Origin of the sequence: Alloyangia mangrovi (assembly GCF_002300555.2) — a bacterium.
GTDB lineage: Bacteria > Pseudomonadota > Alphaproteobacteria > Rhodobacterales > Rhodobacteraceae > Salipiger > Salipiger mangrovi.
This window is the reverse complement of record NZ_NTHN02000028.1, coordinates 42732-67597: the sequence shown is the minus strand read 5'-3', so window position 1 is coordinate 67597 and position 24866 is coordinate 42732. Positions and strand designations below refer to the sequence as shown.

Sequence of the window (24866 nt, the reverse complement as noted above, 5' to 3'; positions counted from 1 at the left end):
CTGCTGCTGGCGGGCGGCCCCGGCTGGACCGACGCGGGCGCGGCGGCGCTGCTGGAGTTCGCCACGGCCAACCGCCTGCCGGTGGCGACCAGTTTCCGCCGTCAGGACCTGATCGACCACCGCTCGGATGTCTATGTCGGCGATTTCGGCACCGGCGTGGCTCCGAGCCTTGTCAAGCGGCTCGCCGAGGCCGACCTGCTGCTGGTCATCGGCGCGCGGCTCGGAGAGATCACCACCAAGACCTACGCGACGCTTTCGGTGCCGACCCCAGCGCAGACGCTGGTGCATATCCACGTCGATGCGAATGAGATCGGCCGGGTCTATTCGCCTGCGCTTTCGGCGGTCTCGGGCCCCGATGCGGCGCTCGCCGCGCTGACCGCGCAGCCCGCCACCCCGGCAGAGGACGGCTGGCGCGCGGCGCTGCGCGATGAATACCTTGCGGATTCCGAGCCGCCGCCGCATGACGTCCCGCTCGACATGGGGCAGGCCATGGCCGAGGTGCGCGACCTCATCCCGGCGGGTGCGGTCATCACGCTCGACGCCGGCAACCACACCGGCTGGGCGCAGCGCTTCCTGCGCTACGCCCGACCGGGGCGGCAGATCGGCTCGACCTGCGGCTCGATGGGCTACGCGGTGCCCGCCGCCGTCGCCGCCTCGCTCGAGGACCCGCAGCGGCAGGCCATCGCCTTTGTCGGCGACGGCGGCTTCATGATGTCGGGCATGGAGATCGCCACCGCCGTGCAGCACGACGGCCGGCCCATCGTGCTGGTCTTCAACAACGGCACCTACGGCACGATCCGCATGCATCAGGAGCGCGAGCATCCCTCCCGCATCTCGGGCACCGATATCGTGAGTTCGGACATCGGCAAGATCGCCGAGGGCCTCGGCGCGGCCCATGCGCGTGTGACCAAGACCGCAGAGTTCCGGCCCGCGCTGATTGCCGCCTTCGAGCACGCAGGCCCCACGGTGATCGAACTGATCACCGATCCCGAACAGATTTCTACCCGCACGACGGTGAGCCGCCTGCGCGGCCGGTAAGCGAGACCCTCATGACCAAGCACGTAAAAACCCCCGACACCCTGCGGTCCTCGCGCTGGTTCGCGCCCGACGACCTGCGCAGCTTCGGCCACCGCTCGCGGATGATGCAGCTGGGCTACGCCGAAGAGGATTTCCGCGGAAAGCCGATCATCGGCATCCTCAACACATGGTCCGAGCTGAACTCCTGCCACGGCCACTTCCCCGAGCGGGTGAAGGACGTGAAGCGCGGCGTGCTCGCCGCCGGCGGCTTCCCGGTCGAGATGCCGGCGCTGTCGGTGGACGAGAGCTTCACCAAGCCGACCTCGATGCTCTACCGCAACATGCTAGCGATGGAGACCGAAGAGCAGATCCGCGCCCACCCACTCGACGGGGTGGTGCTGATGGGCGGCTGCGACAAGACCACGCCGGGGCTGGTGATGGGCGCGATCACCGCCGGCGTTCCGATGATCTACCTACCCGCCGGGCCGATGCTGCGCGGGCACTACAAGGGCCGCATTCTGGGCTCTGGCTCGGACGGCTGGAAATACTGGGACGAGCGCCGCGCCGGCAATGTGACCGACGAGGAATGGCTCGGGATCCAGGGCGGCATCGCGCGCTCGGTCGGCACCTGCATGACCATGGGCACCGCCTCGACGATGACCGCGATCGCCGATGCCATGGGCCTCACGCTGCCCGGCGCCTCGTCGATCCCGGCGGCGGACAGCGGCCACCAGCGCATGGGCTCGAGCTGCGGCCGGCGCATCGTCGAGATGGTCTGGGAAGACCTGACCCCCGCCAAGGTGGTGACCCCCGCCGCCGTGCGCAACGCCGCCATCGTCGCCATGGCCACCGGCTGTTCGACCAATGCCGTGGTGCACCTCATCGCCATGGCGCGCCGCGCCGGCGTCGATCTGACGCTCGACGATCTCGACGCACTCGGCCGTGTCACGCCGCTGATCGCCAATGTCCGCCCCTCGGGCAAGGACTACCTGATGGAGGATTTCTACTACGCCGGCGGCCTGCTGGCGCTGATGAAGCAGATTGAGGAACGGCTCGACACCTCGGTGGTCGGGGTGAGCGGAAAGCCGCTCTCCGCGGCGCTGAAGACCTCCGAGGTCTACAATGACGACGTGATCCGCCCGCTCACGAACCCGGTCTACCACGAGGGCTCGCTGGCGCTGCTGCGCGGTAACCTCTGCCCCGATGGCGCGGTCATCAAGCCCGCCGCCTGCGATCCCAAGTTCCACGTGCACGAGGGCCCGGCGCTGGTTTTCGACAGCTACCCCGAGATGAAGGCGGCGGTGGACGACGAGACGCTCGACGTGACGCCCGACCACGTCATGGTGCTGCGCAACGCCGGCCCGCAGGGCGGCCCGGGCTTTCCCGAATGGGGCATGCTGCCGATCCCCAAGGCGCTGATCAAGCAGGGCCACCGCGACATGCTGCGCATCTCCGACGCGCGGATGTCGGGCACCTCCTACGGTGCCTGCGTGCTGCACGTCGCGCCCGAGAGCTTCGTCGGCGGGCCACTGGCGCTGCTGAAGATCGACGACATCGTGCGGCTCGACCTGCCCAACCGCAGCCTCGACATGCTGGTGGACAAGGAAGAGATCGCCCGCCGCAAGGCCGCATGGACGCCGCCGGCGCCGCGCTTCGAACGGGGCTGGGGCTACATGTTCTCGCGCCACGTCACGCAGGCCGACAAGGGCTGCGACTTCGACTACCTCGAGCGCGACTTCGGCCGCGCCGCCGGTGAGCCCGACATTTTCTGAGGAGACCATGACCAGACCCGTGCTCTACATGCCCCGCGCCTGCGCCACCAGCGAGGGACGCCTCGACGGGTACCAGCTCATCGGACCCGATCAGACCGGCCGCGACGGCGAGGTGCGGGCCATGGCCGTCGCCGGCACCGGCAAGGTCGATGCCGGGGTAATGGATCGCTCCCCCGCTCTGGAAATCATCGCGAAATTCGGCGTCGGCTACGACAGCATCGACGTGGCCGCGGCGTAGGCGCGCGGGATCGTGGTGACCAACACGCCCGACGTGCTGACCGAAGAGGTTGCCGACTTTGCGCTCGGCCTGCTGATCGCCACGTCGCGGCAGCTGCCGCGGGCCGATGCCTACCTGCGCGCCGGGCACTGGCCGCAAAAACCTTATCCGCTGACCTTCTCGCGGCGGGGGCGGAAGATCGGCCTGCTCGGGCTCGGCCGGATCGGGCAGGCGATTGCCGAGAGGCTCACCGCGATGAAGCTCGAGGTCGCCTATTGCACCCGTAGGCCGCGCGATCTGCCCTATGCCCACTATCCCGATGCGCTGGCGCTTGCCGAGGTCTGCGACGCGCTGGTGGTGATTGTGCCGGGGGGGGGGGGCGCAGAGACAGCGGGCCTTGTCGATGCGGGGGTGATCGAGGCGCTGGGGCCGCAGGGCATCCTGGTCAACGTCGCGCGCGGGACCGTGGTGGATGAAGCCGCGCTCATCGCGGCGCTGTCGACCGGCAAACTCGGCGCGGCCGGGCTGGATGTGTTCGAATACGAGCCGCAGGTGCCGCGGGCGCTGATCGACCTGCCGAACACGGTGCTGCTGCCGCATGTGGGCTCGGCAACCGAAGTCACCCGCCGGGCGATGGGCGACCGGGTTCTGGACAACCTCGATGCCTGGTTCAGCGGCGGAGAAGTTCCGAATCAGGTCGCCTGAGACGTCCGGGCACCGCAGGCGAAAGCGCCCGCAGCTTGGCTGCGGGCGCGTCTGCTTGGGGGGGCAGGAGACGGCTCAGCGCCCCTCCTTCGAGCGCCAATCCTGGAAGAGCCGTCCTAGCGTCAGAGTATCCTGAGCCCCCGACCCACTTGATGACGAACACTCGGATCTTAGCGACGATTTTAGTTCCCACTTAGCCTAAACGCCAGCTACCCGCTTTTTGTCTCCAAGCCCCCGCTAGCCGACTTGTTTGATCATGTCGTCCATAGCGCGCGCCAAGAGCCAAGCATCGCCGGCTATCGCGACGAAGTTGATGCCAGCGTCGAAGTAGGAGCGTGCGGCCTCAGCGCCGTATCCAAGAATGCCGACCGCGATTCCCGCGGTTTGGCAGGCTGCGGTGGCACGCCGGATCGCCTCTTGCACCTCCGCGTCTCCAACATTGCCGACCTTGCCCATCGACGAGGCCAAATCACCGGGACCAATGAAGATCGCGTCGATCCCCTCGACTGCGGCGATCTCGGGGATGGCGGCAATCGCTTCTGGAGTCTCGACCTGCACAATGATGCACAAATCCGCCTCGTAGCTCATTAGGTAATCCGTGCTCCGCCCGTAGCGATTGGCGCGGATCGTGCCCGAATGGCCGCGAATGCCGTGCGGCGGATAGCGTGTCCAGCGCACCACATCGGCGGCCATCTCCGCCGACTGGATCATCGGGAACATCAGACTGCGGGCGCCGACATCGAGCAGGCGTTTCGTCATGACCGGCTCTGAGACCGGCGGGCGCACCACTGGCTCGGGCCCGCCCACCGCCTTCGAGGCGCGCAGTTGATCGGCCATCATCGACAGGTCATTGGGGGCGTGCTCCATGTCGAGCAGCAACCAGTCCGCAGCGCTCCCCCCCCGCGATTTCAGTCACCGCGGGCGAACAGAGCGAGAGCCAGAAGCCGGAGAGCCTTCCTCGCGCGGCGAGCGCGGCTTTGAAAGGGTTGTTGGTCATCGCTGTGAGGCCTCCTCTGCCTTTTTGTCGTTCTGCCTGAACTTATGGTTTTGCCAAAGGATCGCGCTGAGGAAGAGCACGGCCAACAGCAATAGCGTTGCACTGATTGGCCGTAACAGAAAGGCCGTCCAGTCGCCGTCAAATACGGTCATGCCTCGGCGCAAGTTAGACTCGGTGAGCGCCCCCAGGATGAGCCCGAGGATCACCGGCGCTGTTCCGAAGCCGTAGCGGTTGAGGAAAAACCCTAGCACCCCGAAGCCAAGCATCAGCCAGAGCTCGAAGACCGAACCGTTTACCCCGTAGACCCCGATCACGCAGAACATCAGGATGAGAGGCATCATGACCCGCGTCGGCACCCCGAGGATGCGGACGAACAGCCTGATCCCGAAAAGCTGGATCAGGAACATCGCGCAATTAGCAAGGATGAAGGCGAGGAAGATCGCGTAGACCAGCGAGGCCTGCTGATCGAAGAGGGCCGGGCCGGGCCGCACGCCCTGGATCGTCAGCCCGCCCATCAGCACCGCGGTGGCCACTTCGCCCGGCACGCCGAGCGTCAGCATGGGGATCAGCGCGCCGCCCGCAGTGGCGTTGTTCGAACTTTCTGAGGCGATCAGCCCCTCGGGCGCGCCGGTGCCGAACTTCTCGGGTGTGCGCGACATGCGCCGGGCTTGATCGTAGGAAATGAACGACGAGATCGAGCCGCCGGCACCCGGAATGGCCCCGACGATGACGCCGATGATTGTGGAGGACGCCACGACCCTCCACGCGCGGGCGATCAGCCCGAACGGCGGGCGAGCGCGATCGAAGCTCTGGGTGACGGCTTCGGCGGCGCGCCGTCCAGTCCGGCTGTAGACGTCCTGCAGCACCTGGCTCACGGCAAAGAGGCCTATCAGCGCCGGCAGCAGGCCGATGCCGGTAATCAGCGCAGGCTCGCCGCCAGTGAAGCGCAAGGCCCCGGTCATCGGATCGGACCCGACCGTGGCGAGGAACAGCCCCAGCAGCCCAGCCACCAGCCCGCGCAGCATCGAGCCCGAGGACACCGACGCGATGATCACCAGGCCGAAAACCCCGAGCGCGAAGAACTCCGCCGGTCCGAACTCCAGGGCGAACCGGGCGATCGGCAGCGACAGGGCGATCAACAGCAGCGCCCCGATGACGCCCCCGATGAAGCTCGAGGTGATCGAAATGCCGAGCGCCTTGCCCGCTTCGCCGTTGCGGGCCATCGGAAAGCCGTCGAGCGTGGTGGTCACCGACGAGGGCGTGCCGGGAATGTTAAGCAGGATCGCCGGCACCGCGCCGCCCGCAATGGCGCCGCAGAAGGCCCCGAGCAGCATACCGACGCCCAGCACCGGCCCCATGCCGAAAGTCAGCGGGATCAGCAGGGCGATGGCCATGGCTGCGGTCAACCCGGGCAGCGCGCCCATGACGAGCCCGAGGAAGGTGCCCGTGCAAATGCCGAGCAGCACCCGCAGGTCGGCCACCAGGGTGAGGGCTTCGAGAATGTTGTCCATGCGTAAGTTCCTCTCGGCCTTGCGAATCTCAGGGGAAGATCAGGCCGAAGCCGTAGGTGAAGACAAAGAAAGATAGCCCGGTCGCCACCGTGGCGACGAGCGCGGCGCCAAGCAGCGTACGCCGCCAGGCCGCGACGGAGTCGGGCGGGTCCAAGAACCGGCTGCAGGCGAGGATGCCGAAGAAGAGGAAGGCGCCGGTCGCCGCCAAGAAGCCGAGTGGCTCGAGCAGCAGCACATAAGCGATCAGCAGCGCGGAGATCAGCAGCGCGGCAAACGTCCCCTGCAGATGCGGCGGGGTGTCCACGTCAGGGGCGCGCCGCAGTGCCGCGCTGACGTCCTGGCGCAGCACTGCAAGCAGCGCGATCACGCCGAGAACCAGAACGGCACGGGGGAAATCTCCGGGGCCAATGTCGCCCCCGCCGTATCCTGGCGGCAGGCTCTGGCTCTGCCAGAGTCCCCAGGCGGCGCCGGCGAGAAGGGCGAGATCGAACACGATGCGTCCGGACAGTAGGCGCATGGCAGTCTCCTGGTTTGTCATGGAAAACCGAGGCTCCGCCGGCGGGAGAGACCGGCGGAGCGCTGCAGGCGCTGGCCTAGCGGCCCGCGACTTCGCGGGTTAGAGGCAGAAGGACCTCTTCACCGGTCTTCACGAACTCCTGCAACTCCGCTCCATAGAGCGGGGCGAATTCGACACCTAGGTTCTTTGCCGCGGTCTGGAAGCCTTCGTCCCGGACCGCCCGCTTGAGGGCCTCTTCCCAGGCAGTGATCACCTCGGCCGGCACGCCCGCCGGGGCGGCGATTCCGCGCCACTGGTCGGTGGTCACCTCGAACCCCTCGTCGGCGAAGGTCGGCACGTCGGGCAGCAGCGAGGTCTTGCTGGTGGTGGCCACGGGTACAAGACTGCCGTCGCCCTCGATCGCCGAGACCACGTCGGATGGGGAGAGCACGACGCCGTCGATATGTCCGCCGAGCGCCGCCGCGGTCGCCTCGGAGCCGCCGGCGTAGGGCACGAATTTCACCTGCGCGCCAAGCGCCTCGGCGATCGCGAGCGTGAGGATGTGCGAGGAAGAGCCAACCCCCGCAAAGCCGAGCGTCACCGGCTTCTCCTGCGAGGCGGCGACTAAGCTGGCAAGGTCGCTGTGGCCGCTCTTGGGTGAGAGGGTCAGCACGTAGGGTTCCGTCACGATGCGCGCGATATAGTCGAAATCGTCGATCGCGAACTGTACGTTGCCCATACCGATCAGGGTGTAAAAGGCATTGTTGGGAATGGTCACCGTGTAGCCGTCGGGCTTGGCTGCGAGCGTCTGCGTCAGCCCCACCGCGCCGCCTCCGCCAGCGATGTTCCGAACCGCCACATCTGTGCCGAAAGCTTCCTCCAGCGGTGCCTCGAGGGCGCGTACGAAGTTGTCGGTGCCGCCTCCGGCGCTGTATGGCACGATGATGGTGACCGTGCCTTCTGGAAAGTTGGACTGCGCCAGCGCTGCGCCGGCACAGGTCGACGCGATCAGTGCAATCGCCCCAAAGCTAAACATTTTCTTAACACTCATTCGTTTTCTCCTCCTGGCAAACGAAGTGATGGACTGTTGGACCCGGCTCAGTCGCAGGCCCGTCCGCTGATGCGTCGCCGCAGGTCGGGGCGCGACATCACGTCGGAATTCAGCGCCGCACCAAGACCCGGGCCGGAGGTCGGGAAGATCCTTCCGTTCTCGACCCGCGGCACATCCGTCATGACTTCCTTGTAGAATCCCTCCAGATGCGAGCGGACGGTTTCGGCGATCAACGCATTTGGCATCGCCGCCATCAGCTGCAGGTTGGCGAGCAGGGTGACCGGCCCCGTGCAGTCATGCGGCGCGATGGTGCGGTCGTGTGCCAGGGCCATATGCGAGGTGCGCTGCGCCTCGGTCAGGCCACCGGTCCAGGCCACATCGAAGTTGGCGACATCAATGGTGCCACGGGCGAACATCTCGCGGTACCAGGGCAATGTTCCGAGGTTTTCGGAGCCGGCGATGCGCGTCCGCGAGACCTCGGCATAGCGTTGCAGGTCGTCGAAATTGTCGAGCTTGACGGCGTCCTCCTGCCAGAAGATCCCGAACTCTTCGGTGGCTCGGGCGATCTCGAGCGCCGGCGGCAGGGTCCACAGGCCGTGGTATTCCATCAGGATGTCCATCGCATCGCCGACCTCGTCGCGGATCTGCTCAAGCACCCAGAGGCCTTCCTTCATCTGCTCGGCGGTGATCCAGCGGCCGCCGCTCTCGCGCGCGGGCACGTCGAAGGGCCAGATCTTCATTGCGGTGATGCCCTCGTCGAGCAATTCGCGGGCAAGGCGAGCTGGCTCGTAGACCTGCATCAGCAAGTCTTCGTGACGGGTAATCTCCTGCGGTGCCTGGGTCTTGCGCGAGTAGATCTGGCTGTCGTAGCCGGTGCGCACCTTGTTGTTGTAGTTCGAGTTGGCGCAGGTGTTGTACAGCCGGAAGCTCTCGTGGACCGTGCCGCCGAGCATCGTGGTGATCGACTGGTCGAAGATCTTGCCGCAGAGGTCCCAGAGGGCGATGTCGACGGCCGAATTGCCGCGGATCTCGATCGAGCGGGTCGGGAAACCCTGAAAGCGATTGCCGACATCGAAGCGCAGGGCCTGCGCGAGCCGGGTCCGGGCGCGGGGGTCTTCGCCGATCAGGCGCGGGGCGCAGGTCTCATGGATATAGGCGCAGACAGCCTCGGGGTTACGAAAGGTCTCGCCAAGTCCGATCAGACCCTCGTCGGTGTGCACCCGCACCCAGACAAGGTTGCCAAAATCCTCGAGCTGCACCGTTTCCAGGCCGATGATGCGCATCCGCTCCTCCTCATGCGTAAGCTGCCGTCGAGACATAGAAGTACTAATCTTTACTCAGGAGTCAATATGAGTAAAGATTAGTTAGTCATTTTTACCAATCCGCTCGACCGACCCGGCCAAATCGGGCATTGTCGCAGGCCACTCCCACCTCCATGCGCACAAGGGGGCGCAGCGCTGCATGCTTCAGGATCTTCCTTCACAGGCACATGCCATGATATCGGACATGCTGAACAAACCAGAGTGGGCCGCGGGCGGGCGACTGCCGCCGGAGACCGAGCTGGCTCGCGAGATCGGCGTGTCGCGTCCCGTGCTTCGCAAGGCGTTGGCGCGGTTGCGCGACGAGGGAAGGCTGTTCTCTCGCCGGGGGTCAGGAAACTACGTGCAGCCGCGGGTGATCGTGGAGCCGCCATTGACCGAATTCGGCGCGCTGTCGATCCGGACCGTGCAGGACATGAAGCGCTGCATGCGGTTCCGTCAGATCGTCGAGGCTGCGGCCGCCGAGGATGCCGCGCGACTGCAGGACCCCGTCGCGATCGAGGCGATTGCGACCGCACATGGCGCGCTTGCAGGCATGCCGCCTGGCGGCAGCGTGTTCGACCTTGATTTCGCCTTTCACATCGCGGTCGCTGCGGCTTCGGGCAATCCCTACTATCGTTTCGCGCTGGAAACCCTACGTCAGCAAATCGCGCTGGGGCTGGAGTTCGGTCGAAAGTTGCGTGGCATTGGGCTGCATGAAGTCTCTGACAGAGTCATAACAGAGCACGAAGAAGTGCTTTTTGCGATCCGGGCCGGGGACCAGGCCGGCGCACGCGAGGCAATGACCCGTCATATTGAGCAGGGCATCATCCGTCTCTTCGGAGGAGACGCCAACCGTCAAGGCGAGACGTCAAACGCGAGGTAAAGACAGTTCACTGGCTCATATCATTCTTTAATCACATAATTTGGCCTTATCCGACGGAGGAGAAGTGGTTGGGCCTCCGAGCGCTGTAGCAAGTGACCCTCGTTCGCCGAAAGATTGCGTCCTGTACTCGGTGTGGTGCCAGATGGCGGACAAGAAGGTCTCGCGGCGTTTTGGCATATGACGTCGCGATGACCGACACTTTGTCCGATCAGGAGATGCGTTTTATCGCTGCCCCAAGTCCAGTGGTTCGAAACAGACAAAAGCAGCTTGGGGACCTCCAGGTCGCAGGTCTTACTTTAGACGAGGATGCAAGCCGCTGGCACGGCCTGCATCCGAAATCGGTCAGTTCGCAGCTAGGTCTGCCGAGCAGCGGATCTTCATGACACTCTTGCTACCCAGCGCAATGAGGAGCATCGCCGCGAGAACAGCGAGGAAGGCGGTTTTAAGGTCGCTGACTTCGGAGAGGAGCCCAAGAACGACCGGTCCGGCAATGTATCCAAGATATCCGATGACGTTCGCCAAGGCGATCCCGACTGCAGGGGCTGATGGGATGGCCGCCGCAGCGCGGGTAAAGAACATCGGCGTGCAGTTTGCGAGACCGAGGCCAATCGCCGCGAAGCCGATGAGCGCTGCCCAGTGAGAGATCACCGTCACAACCAGAACAACACCTGCACTCGCGAGAAGACCGCCGAAAATGATCACGCGGCGGGCGCCCAGCCGTGCGAGGGCCCAACTGCCTCCGAGACGCCCAATCGCCAGGGCGATCTGGAAGGCGGCGAAGGCATCCGCCGCACGGGCAGCATCCTGACCGACAACATTGTTGAGATAAACGCCGCTCCAACCATTCATTGCATTTTCGACGAAGAGCGCGACCGCGATCAGGCTGCCGAGAAGGAGAAGGGTGGAGTTCCCACCGATCTTACGCAGAGAGGGGAACAGGGGACGCTCCTCAGACACGGATTTCGATGGGCGCAGATCACCCAGAAACGTCCAGCCGACGACAAGAATTGCAACCATTGCAACGCCAGCCAGCAGAAGCGAAGTCATCGCCGTCTCGGTCATGCGGATCAGCACCGAAGCGATGGCCGCACCTGCGAAGCCGCCGAAGTTATACGCGGCGTGGAAGGTCGGCATGATTTCGCGGCTGTACTCGCGTTCTACGAGGGAGGCATGCGTGTTCATTGAGACATCGACGAAGCTGTTCGCCGCACCCAGCGCGAGCACCGCGAGTAGGAAGGGGTAGAAGCTTCCGGCACTTCCGATTGCCGTCAGCGCCGCGCTCATAAAGCATGCGCCGATCAGCATCGTGGCTCGGGTCCCGAGCCGAATTGCGACGAGGCTGCCAATCACCACGAAAACCACCGTCCCCAGGCCTTGAAGGCCGAGGGCACTGCCAAGGCTGCTGTCGCTGAGCTGGAGCGCATCCTTGATCAAGGAGATGTTCGCGAAGAACAGCGCCAATGCCATGCCATTGATGAAGAACACGGCTGTGGTCGCGATTCTCGGAATGCGGATATCGGGGATGCTGGCTGAATGGGACAAGGGCGTCCTCCATGTCAAAATGTCCGGATGCCTCTTCTCACGCAGACGACAGGCTGCCGTGTTGGGTGGGGGCGATTGGCGTATTGGATATGAAAGATTCGCGACAGAGTAAACGTTTTCTCGCAATCATATGCTAAAATTCTTGATTGCAGCGTGCTTAGCCTAAAATTTTCTCAGTCTTGTCCGTGTTTGGTCCCGGTAGGAGCGTCGAGTTGGTAAAGTGCCTTGTCCAGTCCTTCCCTGAGATGATCAAGGTCTTGTCCCAATTCGGCAAGATCGGTCGAGGTGAAGGCTTCGAAGATGGTGGCGTTAGCGGTGTGACGTTCAACGTCGGCGCGGTGCAGTCGCGCGGTACCTTCCGCGGTCAGCACAAGTTCCGCGCGACGTTTGTCTGCGTCGGAACTCGTCTTTTGCACCAGGCCTTCGGTGACGAGCTTTCGCACTTCGTTGGTCACAAAGGGACCGGTGACATTGAGGCGCATCGCAAGGTCGCCAACGGATGTCCGGGGGCTCTCTCCGATAGCGGTCAGGATGCTGAACTGCGGCGGCGTCACGCCTACGATGTTTGCGTAGATCTCGCGTGTTTGCAGCATCTTTTGGGCAACCTGCAGAAGGCTGTAGATGATCGGCCTGTAGGCCCCCTCGATCGGCTTGTCGCGCTGGGTCAAATCTCTGCCCTGATATTTGAAACGTTGGTCGCTGGCGGGCGCCACCCATTTCATGTGCGGCCCGGGGAGGTTGTCGCCGGGCCGCTCGGTTTTCAAGCCGTGGCGTCCGCAGAACCGTCTTTAATCACGAAACCGTAGCGCTCGTGGAGGATTCGTCCGGTTTCGGGGCTACGTTCGATATCATCGGGCCACGGCTCATCGTGGCGACGCTCTCGTCCGGTCAGGGCGAGCGCACCCTCGACACCCGGCGGGTCAATGATCGCGAAATTCTGGGCGTTGACCTCACCCGGATTTCCCCACCAATGCCACACGTTCCGGCCGATGATGATGACCGAGCCCTTGGGACAGGTGGCCTCTGCGCCATCGAGAGATGCACGTGCTGTGCCCCTCGTGATGATGAAGAACTCGTTGAGCTGATTATGGGCATGCTCTCGAACGGCGGCACCAGGATACAGGGTCTGCATCAGGAGGGCGTAGTGATGCACATCGTGGGTGAACGGCGCGAGCTTGACCTCCACCCAGCCGGCGCTCGGTCGCGCTTGCCAGAACGACGGGCCAGTATCGGGAAGTTGGTGGCTGAGAACGCCGCGAGCGTCGTCACTAAGGGCAGCCGCTTCTTCCCTTGTGAGGAGACCAAGCGACGCCTTCGTTGCCGGGTTGATGCTGACATGCGGTTCAGCGCCATCGGCAATCCCCGCCCCCCCCCTCGAGGGACGGGCCGAACACGAAGCTGAAAACTTGAAGTGGCGTGCTGCCGGTGTTCTTCACTTCCGAGTAATGGCCTTCCCCGACATGCGCGAAGCATTCTTCGAAGAACGGGAACTTCTTGCCGTTCAGATAGATGGCGCCGTTTCCTTCCAGACAGTACAGCATGCGCCCTGCCAGTCGCGTGGCCATCAGGTCGAGGTTCTGTCCCGGCGCGAGATCAAAGCGGACGGCACTGAACTTGTAGTGCGGGTACTGACCCGGGGCGAGCTTGAGGAGCGCCGGAATTCTTTTCTCGCCGTAGGTGAAGCTTTGCCCTTGGTCTGGCAGGATGACGGCCTTCGGCCCTTTGAATGCTTCCATGGCCTTGTCGATATTCATGGCAGACTCCATTTTCAGATAACTTTCCTACTTATATTACTTAGTAATATAAATGGGAAAATGTATCTCGCCTACATCTTTGCCAAGCCACTCAAGTGGAGGTCACTCAGGCAGAGTTGCCAGCCAGCGAAAGCCATGCGCGATGCCGCCTTCGTCGCAATGGGGAACAACAACGTCAGCGAACTTCTTGACCTCCCTAGAGGCATTGTCCGGAACGATGCTCAGGCCGGCGGCCCTGAGCATTTCGATGTCGTTGCTGGAGTCACCCGCGGCTGCAAGCCGTTCGGGCGGCACCCCAAGGATTTCAGCGACCTTGTAGAGCGCGACACCTTTCGAAACTTCCGGATGAACGATCTCGATCAGCCCCGGGCCCGATTGAGCCACATAGGCGACGTCCCTTAGAGTTCTGCCGAGCGCTGCCGAAATCTCGGCAATTCTGTCGGGATCGACCGTCGCGAGAAGTTTGAACGGTGTACCAGAAATTTCCGACGCGTGGTCAACCAGACGAAGCGGACCTCCGGTCACCTTGATCCTTTGCCCGACGCAGTCAGCCTGCGTCGTCAATGCAACCGCATGGTCGATGCCAAACCAGGCTGGGGCCCCGCCAAGCTCAAGGATGAGCGAGAAGGCAAATTCAGCCGCATCTCGAGGCAGGGGCAGTGCGTAGAGGGGTTGCCTGGTCTGCGGGTTTCCAATCCAGGCGCCGTTAAAGCAAACCGCCAAATCTTCCGCGCCGGTGCGGTCATGGACATGGTGTAGGCCGATGGGCGACCTTGCGGACGCCAGAATAAGGGGAAACGGCAAGTCTCGGGCTGCGGTTGCGACGTCTTCCGGCAGGCTGTGGTCGTGCCGGAGAAGGGTTCTGTCAACGTCGCACAAGACGGCCGCGGGCTGGCGTAGGAGGTGGGTATCGCTAAGGAGGTTCAGCCGTTCAATGCTCATGACTTTTCTTTCCGAGTAGGGGGCCCGTGCTTGGTCCGATGACGAGTTTCGGGGTCATCGTGTCGAACAGCGTGTCTTCGTGGCGGCTCGACAAGAGGGCTGCAAAAAGTTCAACGCTCCGGCTTCCGGCTTCCTGGGCGGAGTAACGAATGCAGGTGAAAGCCGGTGCCATATCGGTGCCGCCAAGCATGCTGATTGAAGGGTCGAAGGTGATGATGGACACGTCACGCCCCAAGGTGAGGCCGCAGCCTTCGAGTGCCCGGCGGATACCGATGGCAAGAATTGGAGAACTCGTGAGAAACGCGGTCGGGGGTGGGCTAGTCTCCAAGAGCACCATGGCGCGCCGAAAAGCCTGACGTTCCGTCAGCACATCGGCGTGAACCTCTACGTCAAGGTCAGAGGGACTATGATCTCTGAATGCTTCAGCGCTTCTGCCCGAGAAGAATGCGCTCAACCTGTGATGGCCGAGCGCGTCCAGATAGTCGAAGGCCTGCCGCAATGCCGCTTCGTGATCAATCTCAAGGAGCGCCTGTAGTTTGGAAGTCCTCCCTGGCGGGACTCCAAACAGCACGACCGGGGTTGAGAAATCTTCAGGCCAGGCTTCGAGCGTCGGCGCGTTACAAGTCGTCCCCCCGAAAAGGATGTAGCCGTCGCACGCGTCGCGCTCCAGCAGCCGCAGGCTGAGCTGATCCGGGGCCTTTCCTGCGGCGCCGACCAGCCGGAGCTGAAACCCGAGATGTAAACATGCGTCTGATGCACCGCAGAGGAACTCACCCCATTCGGGGTCGGCGATCCTGCGCTCCGGTGGGCCGGTCAAGATCAATCCAACGATCGGCACACGGTGCGATGCATGCCGCGATCGGTTGCCGACGCTCCTCGAGTGCCTATTGAATTTGTTCTCCAAGCTGAAGACCAATCCATGGAAAAGGGGCTGGCCGAATTTGAGGGAGCCGGCCAGCCCAGGGGTCAACGGGCCGGGAAGAAGAAGCCCGCTGGGGTGAGAATGCGGATATTCTGCACGTCGATGAGCCCATCAATCTTCGAGAGGTATCCGGGCCAATCCGGGTCCAGCAACATAGCGGCGCGTCGCTCGGCGCGGTCGTTCAGATCGTTGTAGCGCCACATGGCGACCACATGATTGAGTTCGCCAATCTCGCTGGTAAAGAAGCCGTATGGCTCTCCCAGGTGACGCCGTTGCACAGGCAGCCCGTACTTCTCGTAAATCTGGAGGAAGGTCGGGGCCTTTCCCGGCTTCAGGCGGTAGTCTCGTTCCTCGAGGATCATGTGGCTCACCAGATCGATGCGCCGCCGTCGACCGTCAGCATGGTGCCCACCGCGAAGGAAGACCGGTCGGAGGCGAGATAGATGATCGCATTGGCGATATCTTCGGGCTGTCCCCACGCATTGGAGGGCGCACGGGCACGAAGTCCCGCCTTGAAGGCGTCGGGATCCGCGACTTCACCAAGCATCTTGTTGTAGTAGTTTGACCAGATCACGCCGGGCGCGACAGAGTTCACGCGGATATTGTCGGCGGCGAAATCGAGCGCCATGGCGCGGGTCAGGGATGCAGTGGCACCCTTCGCGGCGACATATGCAGCGCGGTCCTTGATCGCCATGGCCATGGCGATGTTCGAAGCGGTGTTGACGATGACACCACCGCCACGCTTGCGCATTTCCGGAACCGCGTGCTTCGAGCAGAGGTAAACACCATTGACGTTCACCGCCATGATGTCGTTCCACTGATCCTCGTCGCAGGTCTCGACGGTTCCCAGCGACCCGCGACCGGCATTATTGACGAGGATGTCGATCCCACCGAAGGCGCTGATGGTCTCGTCGATCATCGCCTTCACCGAGGCGCTGTCGCGAACATCGACCTCGATGGCGATGGCGGAATTTCCAATTTCGTCGGCGACGTCTTTGGCGTTTGTTGCGTCATAGTCTGCGACCACGACCTGAGCGCCTTCGGCCGCGAAGAGCTTCGCGGTTGCGGCGCCGATGCCCGCACCGGCACCGGTGATGATGGCGACCTTGTTGGCCAGATTCATGTCCATGATTTAGACCTCCATGCTGTTGAAGTGCCGAAGGACTGCTTGCTCGACACTGAGTGCTGCAAGCCACGAGGTCTTCGGGTTTTCGGGTAGAGCATTGTTTTCAAGAACGATCCGGAACCGTCCGAACGCGCCACGCGCCTCGAGCTCATGAGAGTTCGTTTGAGCGGTGGGGTCGGCGATCAGCTTGACGCGGGTATCGTCGAAGCCCACGCCTGCGAGCGCCACGGCGGCGGTCACATTGGTGTTCTTCGGGTAGTCGTGCGCGGCCTGGGTTGCCGAACCTTCGTAGAATTCTGTTGGCTCGGTCAAAGCGCTCAGGTTGAGAAGCGTTTCGGCTGGTGTACCGGCCCAGGCGCGCGGGGGCTTGCGTCCGACGTATGTCACCTCTTCAAGCCCGGCCAGCGCGCCGGCTCTCAGCACGTCAAGGCCGCCGATGGCACCCGATACGACCGAAACCCGCGATCCTCCGGAATGAGCCGCGTCCTGAAGGGTTTCCCGCAGGTCGCGGTCGGCCAAAGCGCCGATCGACACGATGATGACATCGATACCCGCGCGAAGGATCGGAGGGACGCTCTCGCGCACAGCGTCGTGCGTCGCACATTCCACGACAAGATCGGGTTTGGCCGCGATGAGATCCTCGACGCTCGTGTAGGCCGTGATCGTGTCAGGGACAGACGCGCGAAAGGCTTCCGGCACGAGGCAGGCGCTCAGGGTGACGTCGCCATGTTGCTCCAGAGATTTCTGTAGGCTGCGTGCCATGGCGCCGAAGCCGATGGCGGCTATGCTTGGGTGGTGCATGGAAGCGCCTCTTCTATGAATGAACTGACGTGGGTCGCGAACTGCTCGGGATAGGCGCGCGGGTAGAAGTGCCCGCCCGACAGCGCACGGAGCCGCGCGTTGGGGATCAAGGCTGCAAGCCTCTCGGCGTGAACGAGCGGGATTAGGGCGTCGTCGCCGGCGCCGAGCACGAGTGTGGGGCAGTCGATTTCGGGCAACCTGTCGTGGCAATCATGCTCCAGGAGCATCTGCATGCGCGCGAGTTGTACGGCCTTTGGGGCGAGGCGTTCCTCGGCACGGTCCAACTCCTGCGCCATCTCCTCGGCATGCGCTTCGAGCCAGTCGTTGTCATAGCCGAGGGCCTGCGTGAGCCGGTGGTAATCCACGGCACCAGCATGCTCGAGCAGCGCGATGCGGGCCTGGAACATCCTGCGAAAGCGCAGATCCCTGCGTTCCCAGGTGCCTGACAGGATGATCGCGGAGGCGCGACGTGGGCAGGAGGTGGCGATCGTCTGCACGATCATGCCGCCCGTCGAGTGTCCGACGAAGGTTGCCCGATGGATCCCGAGATCATCAAGGATCCCGAGAACATCCTTGGCGATGCGGGGAATGGAGTAGGGCCCGTCGGGCCGATCGCTTTGCCCGGCGCCGCGATGGTCAGTCACGATCAGCCGGTAGCGCCCTTGCAGCAAGGAAACGACCCCGTTCCAGAACGCGCCATCCCCTCCAAGACCGGGTATGAGGACCACTGCGGGACCCTCCCCGATGTCGCGGAAATGAATCCGGGTTCCATCATCTGCAGTATGAAACGGCATGTCAGTCGGGCTTCCGCTGGTCCGCAGGTTGCGGGGCAAACGCTGTGCGCGCCTCGATCTCGAGAACGTTTTCCGGTCGGGGGAAGGGGGTCGGGTCCTCTCCGCCCACCACCATCTCTCGGCCTATTTCCTCGAAGAAGTGCTCAAGCCCGTTCGGTTGGATGAACCACACCCAGTGCAGCTCATCCTGCGAGCTGTTGACGAACATGTGGCGGCGGTTCCGCCCAACAAAAATCGTTTTCCCGGGCACGATTGCATGTTCTTCCCCATCGACCACCGCCTTTCCGGTACCGCGGATGAAGTGAAGCACCTCGTCATGCTCCGGGTGTGAGTGTTCGCGAACGTATCCGCCGGCGGGGAGTGTCTGCGTGCCGAGCGAGAACGGCGTTTGCACGTCCAGGAAATCAGGGGAAATGCGAACGGAGATATGCCCGTTGGCCGGTTGCGGCTGCCAGAAGTTCTTTCCCTCCTCTGGTTCGAGGATAAGCACGGGACCAAGATCCTGATCGGCGTTGGGGGCCCAGCTCTCGGGACTCTTCTTGATGCTCATGCTGCGGCTCCTTCTGTCTTGTAATAGTCTGCGGATGCGGGCGGCAGGCTGCGCCCCAGCATCATGTCGGACACCCGCTCACCCATCATGATGACCGGCGCGTTGAGGTTGCCAGAAACGATGTCGGGCATGATCGATGCGTCGACGACCCGCATGTTCTCGATGCCGTGGACACGCGCCTGCGCGTCCGTCACGGCCATGTCACCGGTGCCCATCCTACAGGTGCAGCAGGGGTGGTAGTTCGTGCCCGCTTCCTTCTGGAGGAACGCGAAAATCTCTTCGTCGGAGCGGTGCTGAATGCCCGGCATCACCTCTTCGCCGCGATAGGGATCCCACGCATTTTGCGAAATCACGTCGCGGATGATGCGGATCGCGGCAATCGCCTCCCGCCGGTCATTCTCGTCAGCAAAGTAGTTGAAGACGAATTTCGGATTGGAGCGGGGGTCCGCATCGCGGAGCCAGACCCTGCCCTCCGAGCGGGGCCGCATCAGGCTGAAGAAATACTGGAAGCCATTTTCGAGTTTGACCGACCCATGCTGCATCTCGCCAAGCATCGGCACGAACTCGAACTGCACGTTCGGGATCGAGACACTGTCATCGGTACGGATGAACGCGCCGACCTCGAAGAAGTTGGTGGCGCCGAGCCCCTTCTTCGCGAGGACCCACTGAGCGCCCAGCTTGAGCTTGCCAAAGGTAGAGAGCTCTTTTGCAGCAGAGACGTTCTGGGTCGCGCGGTACATGACGGGTGCCGCGACGTGATCTTTCAGACCTTCGCCCACACCGGGCAGATGCTGCACCACGTCGATACCGTGCTCGCGCAGCTCATCAGCGTTTCCGATGCCGGAGAGCTTGAGCAGTTGCGGGCTGTGGATGGCGCCAGCGCAAAGCACGAGTTCCTGTTCGATTCCGATGACGCGTGCTTCGCCCGCGAAATCAATCCGCGCGCGCACGGCGCGCTTGCCGGAGAATTCGATCTTGAGGAGGCGAGCCTGGACGCAGATGTCGAAGCCTTCGCGGTCCGGGAGCTCGTGCAGATAGCCGCGCGCGGTGCTCCAGCGCAGACCGCGCCCGACATTGCGCTGCGTGACATGGACGCCTTCCTGACGGTAGGCATTGTGATCGGCCACCCGCTCCATGCCCCATTGCTCGGCAGAGCTCAGGAATGCATCGTAGAGCGGCCCCTTGGCTCCGCAGGTCTCGATCTGCATCGGACCGTCGCCGCCACGGTAGCTGTTGCCCCCCCTTGTCGAAGGTCTCGGAGCGGCGGAAGTAGGGCAGCACCTCGTCGTAGGACCAACCCTCAAGGCCGAGCTGGCGCCAGTGATCATAGTCGGCCGGGTTGCCGCGGACCCAGTTCATGCCGTTGATTGACGAAGAACCGCCGAGAACGCGGCCACGCGCTTCAAGGATGCGGCGATTGTTCAGATGCGGCTCGGGCTCGCTCTCCAGACGCCAGTTGAAACGGTCGTTGCCGAGGGGCAGGCCAAGGGCAGCGGGCATCCGGATATGGATGTGATCGTCATTGGGGCCCGCTTCGATGAGCAGCACCTTGTGCCCGGCGTCTGCAAGCCTGCGGGCGACGACAGCACCTGCGGAGCCGGAACCAACAACGATATTGTCGTAGGTCGAACGGGTCGGTTTTTTTTAGGATCTTAGCCATTCTCTTTTCCTTTCTCACCAAGTGTCGCCAAGCCGATAGCCCGTCGGGAACGGGTCGGTCGGATCGAGGACGTGTTGGTGGAATCCGGTGATCCACGCCTGGCCACTGATCCGCGGCGAGATGGCCGGCTGGCCACCGCAGGTGGTCGTGGCGCTCACCACTCCCTGGAATTCGGTGTCGATGATGCTCTCGTGAACAAAGAGCTCGCCCTCGGCGATTTCGCCCCTGGCGTGCAGCAACGCCAGTCGGGCCGAAGTTCCGGTGCCGCAGGGGGAACGATCGATGCGCCCGGGGGACACAATAACTGCATTCTTCGAGCGCAGGACACCATCCTCGCGGCGAAGCGGGCCAGCGAATAGGGTCTGGTTGATGGTGTGAATTTCCGGGTTTTCCGGGTGAACGCAGGGGAGTTGGACCGCCGCGGCGGCCTTGATCTTCTCGCCGACCGTAACGAGGTCGGCGGCATCCTCGCGATCGAGCGAGAACCCGCAGTCCTCAGCGTTGACGATCACGTAGATCATCCCGCCATAGGCCACATCGACCTTGAGCTTCCCGATGTCGGGAACGTCGATCTCGGCATCGCGGTAGAAGACGAAAGAGGGCACGTTGTCAAAGCTGACCGAGGTGACTTTTCCGCGCTCGCATTCCGCGCGGATCGGCACCAGGCCCGCGGGTGCCTCGATCACCAGATCGGTGACGGGCTCCTGCATGGGGACCATGCCGGTCTCGAGAGCAACGGTCACCGTGCAGATCGTATTCGTTCCGGACATCGGCACGTAGAAATCGGATTCCATGATCACGTAGCCAAAGGCGGCTTTGGGATCGTTCGAGGGGAGGATGAGGTTCATGCACAGCGTGACGCCGCCGCGCGGGTCGTTCAGCAAGAATTGACGCAATTCGTCGCCTTCGCGTTCCAGCCACTGCATTTTCTCGAACATGGTCTGACCGGGCACGGAAAGCACGCCGCCGGTAATGACGTCGTTGGTCTCGCCCGCCGCGTGGGCGCTGACGACATTGACCATTCTCGAAAAATTCATCTGGGGCTCCTCTCAGTGGACCACATCATTGGGTAAACGTTTTCTCATACCTGTCAAGCGCGCAGTTTGGCCTGTGGCCCTTTTGCGCCCTCATTTGCCTAGAAAACAGTCATACCTTGGGGCGAGAAGTGGACTCTCTGAGGATGACTTCTGTCTCGTAACGCGCTGATTCAATTGCCGAACCGCTGTCGAGAAGGTTCATGATGGCCTCTGCCGCGTGTTCGGCCATCTTCCTTGCTGGCACTGCCGCCGTCGTAACGCTTGGATTGAAAAGAGCAGCGTGCTCGAGGTCGTCGAACCCGGTGACTGAAAGGTCTTCGGGGACCCGGATTCGCCGCCTCCGGCATTCCGCCAGGACGCTGAAGGCAATCTCATCGCGGTTGCAGAGCACGGCGGTCACGTCCGGCCGCCGGGAAAGGATCCGCCGCAATGCAGAGGCGCCAGTGGCATAGTCTCGCGTCATGTCGAGGGTCTCGACGATCGGCTCTTCGCCGAGTTCCGCCATGAATGCGTTATACGCATCGACGCGCCTTGCCTGGCGGTCATTCCCATCGGTCGTGCCGGCGATCATGCAGATCTTGCGGTGGCCGAACTGCGCCAGCATGTCCAGCAGTTGGCGCGCCGCCTCGTAGTTGTCAAACCCAACAGAAGGAAGAGCGCCAGATTCCGTATAGGAATATACGGATACGATCGGGAAACTGAATTCTTGGCAGTAGGTTAGGAGGCGCTCGTCCTGCACCTGTCCTACCACGATCAAACCTTCTGCCCCCTTTTCGATCATCGACATGGCATGATCGAAAAGGTCTCGGTTGTCGAAACCGATGGTCTGCATGAAGCCGACATACCCACGGGCGAGGAGTGTTTCCTGAACGCCAGCGCCGATGATCGAAAAAATCGGATCGTCGATCTTTGGCAGCATCGTGCCGATGACATGCGTTCTCTGAGTTCTCAGGGCCTGGCCCACGGAATTGGCGGTGTATCCGAGCGATCTTGCCGCCGCCATGACCCGCTCCTGCATGTCGGAGCGCACGGTCTTGTTCTTGTTCAGAACGCGAGAGACGGTCGCGATCGATACGCCAGCCGCCTTGGCAACGTCATGAATGTTGGCTTTGGAGCGAGGCGTCTTGGGTGTTGTGGCGGCTGCTTTGGGCACGTTTCGAAGTCCATATTGACTGGCGCCAAGGCGCCGCTGTGGTCAGGTGACCTGGTTAACTTTCCATAGACTCCGTTGCCTTTCACGGCCAGAGCTCAATTTTTCTGCAGTCTCGTCGGGCTCGAGCGCAGTTTTGGAGAATGTCTTGGTGTCATCTATAAGATGCTAAAAACATACTATAATCTTCCCATTCTCTTCTCGCTTCGCCGCACCTGCAGGATGTGATTATCCCATCATGGCCAAAAAAAAGCACTTGACGAAAGTCGCTTTTGAAACGTTTTCTGGTAAACGTTTTCTGGCCGAGACTCAGAAGAATGGTCCGGTGACCAGCAGAGGAGTAGATGATGAAAAACCCACAGATGATTTCGCGGTCGCGTCGGAGCGTACTGAAGAGCATGGCTGCGGCTTCCGCCTTGATGGCGGTTCCCGGCGCGCGATTTGCTGCAGCACAGTCCCTGCCGACGCTCAATATCCTCAATAGCAACACGGCATGGGCAGAAGCACTCACATCCTCGGTGGCCGAGGCCTACGAGGGCGCCAAGGTGACGGGCGAAAGCAACCCCTACGAGGCCCATTTCGAAAAGCTCCTCATTGAACTGAGCCAAGGCTCCTCGACTTTCGATCTCGTCACGATCGACAACCTGTGGATCCGACAGCCGATGGAAAACGGGTGGGCAGTCGCCCTCGATGACATCAAGGCCGAGAATCCCGATCTGCCCGAAATTTCCGTGGCCAACCTCGCGCCGGCGTCGCTGACCTATTCCGAATTCCAGGGAAAACGCTGGGGCCTGCCGCTGATCATGACGACACCGGTCTTCGTCTATCGCAAGGACCTCTTCGAGCAGGCTGGCATTACCAAGGTACCGACAAATTGGGATGAGTACCGTGACGCGGCCGAAAAGCTTCACAGCGACGAGGTCGCCGGCAACGTGCTTCTGCTGGGCGGTCAAGATGCTCACATGAGCGGAGACTGGGGCTCACGCCTCATGGGAATGACGAAGATCGAGCCCCACAATGACGGCGTGATGGACGAAGAAGGCAACCTGATCTTCAACTCCGAAGGGCAGGGGGCCCGCGCGATCGAACGTCTGCGTGAAGTGCTGCCGTTCACGCCGCGTGGCGTCGATGGTCTCGATTACGCGGAGGGCTCCTCGCTCATGCAGCAGGGCAAGGCCGCCATGATGATCACTTGGTCCGACGTGATCGTCGGGATCGAGGATGGCCCCATGAAAGGCCGCTTTGGCTACACCGTCGCGCCCACTGAAGCGTTCGAGCAGCAGATGGTTGGTGGCTGGTCGATCATGGTGAACGCGGCATCTGAAAACAAGGCGGACGCCTATCGCTTCCTTGCCTGGATGGCCGAAGGGCGTGCGTATGAGCTCTTCCGCGAAGGGGGTGAATCGTCGCTCGCTCTGCAGCGCGACATTGAGAACCCCGAGATCGTGGAGCAAATCCCCATGCTCCAGGCATTCCGGGACTTCGAGCTTCGCGGCACAACACCCATTTCGATCCCGCCTTACCGTCTTCGCAACGCGGTCGAGGTGCAGCGCGTGCTCTACGAGGAAATCCTGGCCGGCGTGAATGGTCGCAAGGAGCCTCAGGAGGCCATGGTCGATGCGGAAAAACGACTGAAACGTCTCGTGCGCCGCTAATCCCATCGCGTCGGGGCGCCGCCCGACGGCGCCCCGACAATCAAGGAAGATGACCATGCCCAAGACACAAAGCGCAGACAAGGCGCAACGTGCTGGCGAAGGGAAGATCGCGACCCTCCTTATGGCACCTACCGTCATCGTCATGACGGTTGTCGGCCTCTACCCGCTCCTGCACTCGCTCTACCTGTCGCTCACCAACTACAACCCGACTTACGGCGACGCCAAGGAGTTCATTGGCCTCGCGAACTATGTCTACGCGTTCGAGGATGGCCAGTTCTGGCATTCGATACTGATCACGCTGATCTTCACTGCGGCAAGCGTCAGCATCTCTCTGGTGCTTGCCGTGCTCCTGTCCCTGCTGTTCAACCTGCGCTTCCCGGGGTTCATGATCCTGCGCACGGTCATCCTGATCCCGATGCTGATCACGCCTGTCGCGGTGGGGATCACCTGGCGGATCATGATGATGCCTGACCTCGGGGTGCTGAACTACTTGATGGGCCTCATTGGCATCCCGCCGGCGCTCTGGGCGGGCTCGTCCTCGACGGCATTGCTTTCGGTGATCCTTGTCGACGTCTGGCAATGGACGCCGTTCATGTTTCTGATCATCTACGCGGGCATTTCCTCATTGCCGAAGACGCCCTTCGAGGCTGCAGCTATCGATGGGGCCTCGCCTTGGCGGATGTTCGTCTCTCTGACCTTGCCGATGCTGAAGCCGGTGATCGTGATCGCCACCCTGCTACGCATCGTCGATGCGTTCCGAACCTACGACACCATCTACACCATCACGCGGGGCGGGCCGGATTTCGCGACCGACGTCGTCAGCGTTTACCTGCAGCGCGTGAACTTCCGCTTCTTCGATCTCGGCTACGGCTCTGCCCTGTCTTGGCTCACGCTGATCATCGTTCTCGTCGTCGTCCTGCTGTTTGTGCGTCTGACCGGCTTCATGAAGCTGGTGGCGGACAAGGAAAATCGTTGAGCGAGGG

General features: G+C 62.6%; 24 protein-coding genes and 2 pseudogenes. 6 read left to right on the top strand and 20 right to left on the bottom strand.

Features of this window, described 5'->3' with window-relative positions; translation table 11 throughout:
- The 3 genes and pseudogenes from CLG85_RS15710 to CLG85_RS15700 all read left to right on the top strand — a co-directional run.
- A partial coding sequence (locus CLG85_RS15710) for a thiamine pyrophosphate-dependent enzyme (protein ID WP_260349561.1) occupies positions 1-1038 on the top strand: 1038 nt, incomplete at its 5' end.
- Between the two features lie 11 nt (positions 1039-1049).
- On the top strand, positions 1050-2789 hold the full coding sequence (gene araD, locus CLG85_RS15705; protein WP_260349560.1) for an L-arabinonate dehydratase: 1740 nt from the start codon (positions 1050-1052) through the stop codon (positions 2787-2789).
- A gap of 7 nt (positions 2790-2796) precedes the next feature.
- A pseudogene (locus tag CLG85_RS15700) lies at positions 2797-3711 on the top strand (2-hydroxyacid dehydrogenase).
- 237 nt (positions 3712-3948) lie between these two features.
- Here the strand turns inward: CLG85_RS15700 and CLG85_RS15695 are convergent.
- The 5 genes from CLG85_RS15695 to CLG85_RS15675 form a co-directional block, all read right to left on the bottom strand.
- A complete protein-coding gene (locus CLG85_RS15695; protein ID WP_260349564.1) occupies positions 3949-4623 on the bottom strand; it encodes an HpcH/HpaI aldolase family protein in 675 nt (224 codons plus the stop codon).
- Between the two features lie 81 nt (positions 4624-4704).
- Positions 4705-6219, bottom strand: coding sequence for a tripartite tricarboxylate transporter permease (locus CLG85_RS15690; RefSeq protein ID WP_095881407.1), 1515 nt, complete (start codon positions 6217-6219; stop codon positions 4705-4707).
- Between the two features lie 28 nt (positions 6220-6247).
- Positions 6248-6736: a tripartite tricarboxylate transporter TctB family protein gene (locus CLG85_RS15685; RefSeq protein ID WP_176476514.1), complete on the bottom strand. Its 489-nt coding sequence runs from the start codon at positions 6734-6736 to the stop codon at positions 6248-6250.
- Positions 6737-6812: 76 nt separating this feature from the next.
- Positions 6813-7766: a Bug family tripartite tricarboxylate transporter substrate binding protein gene (locus CLG85_RS15680; protein ID WP_095881409.1), complete on the bottom strand. Its 954-nt coding sequence runs from the start codon at positions 7764-7766 to the stop codon at positions 6813-6815.
- 47 nt (positions 7767-7813) lie between these two features.
- Positions 7814-9049 carry a mandelate racemase/muconate lactonizing enzyme family protein gene (locus tag CLG85_RS15675; protein ID WP_176476515.1) on the bottom strand — a complete coding sequence of 412 codons (1236 nt, stop codon included), beginning with the start codon at positions 9047-9049 and terminating at the stop codon, positions 7814-7816.
- 178 nt (positions 9050-9227) lie between these two features.
- Between CLG85_RS15675 and CLG85_RS15670 the strand changes: the two genes are divergently transcribed.
- Positions 9228-9950 (top strand): FadR/GntR family transcriptional regulator, encoded by a 723-nt coding sequence (locus tag CLG85_RS15670; RefSeq protein ID WP_095881411.1) that lies wholly within the window; start codon positions 9228-9230, stop codon positions 9948-9950.
- Positions 9951-10292: 342 nt separating this feature from the next.
- Here CLG85_RS15670 and CLG85_RS15665 read toward each other — a convergent pair whose 3' ends face one another.
- The 15 genes and pseudogenes from CLG85_RS15665 to CLG85_RS15595 all read right to left on the bottom strand — a co-directional run bounded on the left by CLG85_RS15665 (position 10293) and on the right by CLG85_RS15595 (position 22231).
- The gene (locus CLG85_RS15665) at positions 10293-11492 is read right to left on the bottom strand and encodes an MFS transporter (RefSeq protein ID WP_095881412.1); all 1200 of its coding nucleotides are present in this window, start codon (positions 11490-11492) and stop codon (positions 10293-10295) included.
- Between the two features lie 173 nt (positions 11493-11665).
- Complete coding sequence (locus tag CLG85_RS15660; RefSeq protein WP_095881413.1) at positions 11666-12256, bottom strand: MarR family winged helix-turn-helix transcriptional regulator; 591 nt, start codon at positions 12254-12256, stop codon at positions 11666-11668.
- Positions 12253-12678, bottom strand: a complete 426-nt coding sequence (locus CLG85_RS15655; protein WP_260349557.1) for a cupin domain-containing protein — start codon at positions 12676-12678, stop codon at positions 12253-12255. Before CLG85_RS15655 ends, CLG85_RS15660 begins: the two co-directional genes overlap by 4 nt.
- A gap of 157 nt (positions 12679-12835) precedes the next feature.
- Positions 12836-13246, bottom strand: coding sequence for a cupin domain-containing protein (locus CLG85_RS15650; protein WP_260349556.1), 411 nt, complete (start codon positions 13244-13246; stop codon positions 12836-12838).
- 102 nt (positions 13247-13348) lie between these two features.
- On the bottom strand, positions 13349-14188 hold the full coding sequence (locus CLG85_RS15645) for an HAD family hydrolase (RefSeq protein WP_260349554.1): 840 nt from the start codon (positions 14186-14188) through the stop codon (positions 13349-13351).
- The gene (locus CLG85_RS15640) at positions 14178-15005 is read right to left on the bottom strand and encodes a substrate-binding domain-containing protein (protein WP_176476519.1); all 828 of its coding nucleotides are present in this window, start codon (positions 15003-15005) and stop codon (positions 14178-14180) included. The genes CLG85_RS15645 and CLG85_RS15640 overlap by 11 nt, the downstream gene beginning before the upstream one ends.
- A 149-nt stretch (positions 15006-15154) precedes the next feature.
- Positions 15155-15472 carry an NIPSNAP family protein gene (locus CLG85_RS15635; protein ID WP_095881418.1) on the bottom strand — a complete coding sequence of 106 codons (318 nt, stop codon included), beginning with the start codon at positions 15470-15472 and terminating at the stop codon, positions 15155-15157.
- Positions 15473-15477: 5 nt separating this feature from the next.
- Entirely contained in the window at positions 15478-16239 is a 762-nt protein-coding gene (locus tag CLG85_RS15630) for an SDR family oxidoreductase (protein ID WP_217989719.1), read from the bottom strand.
- Positions 16240-16242: 3 nt separating this feature from the next.
- Positions 16243-17037 carry an aspartate dehydrogenase gene (locus CLG85_RS15625; protein ID WP_095881419.1) on the bottom strand — a complete coding sequence of 265 codons (795 nt, stop codon included), beginning with the start codon at positions 17035-17037 and terminating at the stop codon, positions 16243-16245.
- Positions 17019-17831: an alpha/beta fold hydrolase gene (locus CLG85_RS15620; protein ID WP_095881420.1), complete on the bottom strand. Its 813-nt coding sequence runs from the start codon at positions 17829-17831 to the stop codon at positions 17019-17021. The genes CLG85_RS15625 and CLG85_RS15620 overlap by 19 nt, the downstream gene beginning before the upstream one ends.
- Before the next feature lies 1 nt (position 17832).
- On the bottom strand, positions 17833-18381 hold the full coding sequence (locus CLG85_RS15615; protein ID WP_095881421.1) for a cupin domain-containing protein: 549 nt from the start codon (positions 18379-18381) through the stop codon (positions 17833-17835).
- Entirely contained in the window at positions 18378-19589 is a 1212-nt protein-coding gene (locus CLG85_RS15610; RefSeq protein WP_260349550.1) for a GMC oxidoreductase, read from the bottom strand. Before CLG85_RS15610 ends, CLG85_RS15615 begins: the two co-directional genes overlap by 4 nt.
- A 70-nt stretch (positions 19590-19659) precedes the next feature.
- Positions 19660-19995: pseudogene (locus CLG85_RS15605) on the bottom strand (GMC family oxidoreductase N-terminal domain-containing protein); the annotation flags it as partial.
- 60 nt (positions 19996-20055) lie between these two features.
- Complete coding sequence (locus CLG85_RS15600) at positions 20056-21078, bottom strand: proline racemase family protein (RefSeq protein WP_095881423.1); 1023 nt, start codon at positions 21076-21078, stop codon at positions 20056-20058.
- Between the two features lie 109 nt (positions 21079-21187).
- On the bottom strand, positions 21188-22231 hold the full coding sequence (locus tag CLG85_RS15595) for a LacI family DNA-binding transcriptional regulator (protein ID WP_095881424.1): 1044 nt from the start codon (positions 22229-22231) through the stop codon (positions 21188-21190).
- A gap of 344 nt (positions 22232-22575) precedes the next feature.
- Here CLG85_RS15595 and CLG85_RS15590 point away from each other — a divergent pair, with 344 nt between their 5' ends.
- Both CLG85_RS15590 and CLG85_RS15585 read left to right on the top strand, forming a co-directional pair.
- On the top strand, positions 22576-23883 hold the full coding sequence (locus CLG85_RS15590; protein WP_176476520.1) for an ABC transporter substrate-binding protein: 1308 nt from the start codon (positions 22576-22578) through the stop codon (positions 23881-23883).
- Positions 23884-23938: 55 nt separating this feature from the next.
- Entirely contained in the window at positions 23939-24859 is a 921-nt protein-coding gene (locus CLG85_RS15585; RefSeq protein WP_176476521.1) for a carbohydrate ABC transporter permease, read from the top strand.
- Positions 24860-24866: the final 7 nt, after the last annotated feature.

Bases quoted from the DNA above. Each gene is read 5' to 3' on its own strand.
- CLG85_RS15685 (WP_176476514.1), bottom strand. From the start codon at position 6,736: ATGCGCCTACTGTCCGGACGCATCGTGTTCGATCTCGCCCTTCTCGCC.
- CLG85_RS15670 (WP_095881411.1), top strand. From the start codon at position 9,228: ATGCTTCAGGATCTTCCTTCACAGGCACATGCCATGATATCGGACATG.
- CLG85_RS15615 (WP_095881421.1), bottom strand. From the start codon at position 18,381: ATGAGCATCAAGAAGAGTCCCGAGAGCTGGGCCCCCAACGCCGATCAG.
- CLG85_RS15620 (WP_095881420.1), bottom strand. From the start codon at position 17,831: ATGCCGTTTCATACTGCAGATGATGGAACCCGGATTCATTTCCGCGAC.
- CLG85_RS15625 (WP_095881419.1), bottom strand. From the start codon at position 17,037: ATGCACCACCCAAGCATAGCCGCCATCGGCTTCGGCGCCATGGCACGC.
- CLG85_RS15600 (WP_095881423.1), bottom strand. From the start codon at position 21,078: ATGAATTTTTCGAGAATGGTCAATGTCGTCAGCGCCCACGCGGCGGGC.
- CLG85_RS15585 (WP_176476521.1), top strand. From the start codon at position 23,939: ATGCCCAAGACACAAAGCGCAGACAAGGCGCAACGTGCTGGCGAAGGG.
- CLG85_RS15645 (WP_260349554.1), bottom strand. From the start codon at position 14,188: ATGAGCATTGAACGGCTGAACCTCCTTAGCGATACCCACCTCCTACGC.
- CLG85_RS15690 (WP_095881407.1), bottom strand. From the start codon at position 6,219: ATGGACAACATTCTCGAAGCCCTCACCCTGGTGGCCGACCTGCGGGTG.
- CLG85_RS15635 (WP_095881418.1), bottom strand. From the start codon at position 15,472: ATGATCCTCGAGGAACGAGACTACCGCCTGAAGCCGGGAAAGGCCCCG.
- CLG85_RS15610 (WP_260349550.1), bottom strand. From the start codon at position 19,589: ATGCAGATCGAGACCTGCGGAGCCAAGGGGCCGCTCTACGATGCATTC.
- CLG85_RS15675 (WP_176476515.1), bottom strand. From the start codon at position 9,049: ATGCGCATCATCGGCCTGGAAACGGTGCAGCTCGAGGATTTTGGCAAC.
- CLG85_RS15680 (WP_095881409.1), bottom strand. From the start codon at position 7,766: ATGAGTGTTAAGAAAATGTTTAGCTTTGGGGCGATTGCACTGATCGCG.
- CLG85_RS15630 (WP_217989719.1), bottom strand. From the start codon at position 16,239: ATGGACATGAATCTGGCCAACAAGGTCGCCATCATCACCGGTGCCGGT.
- CLG85_RS15650 (WP_260349556.1), bottom strand. From the start codon at position 13,246: ATGAATATCGACAAGGCCATGGAAGCATTCAAAGGGCCGAAGGCCGTC.
- CLG85_RS15590 (WP_176476520.1), top strand. From the start codon at position 22,576: ATGAAAAACCCACAGATGATTTCGCGGTCGCGTCGGAGCGTACTGAAG.
- araD (WP_260349560.1), top strand. From the start codon at position 1,050: ATGACCAAGCACGTAAAAACCCCCGACACCCTGCGGTCCTCGCGCTGG.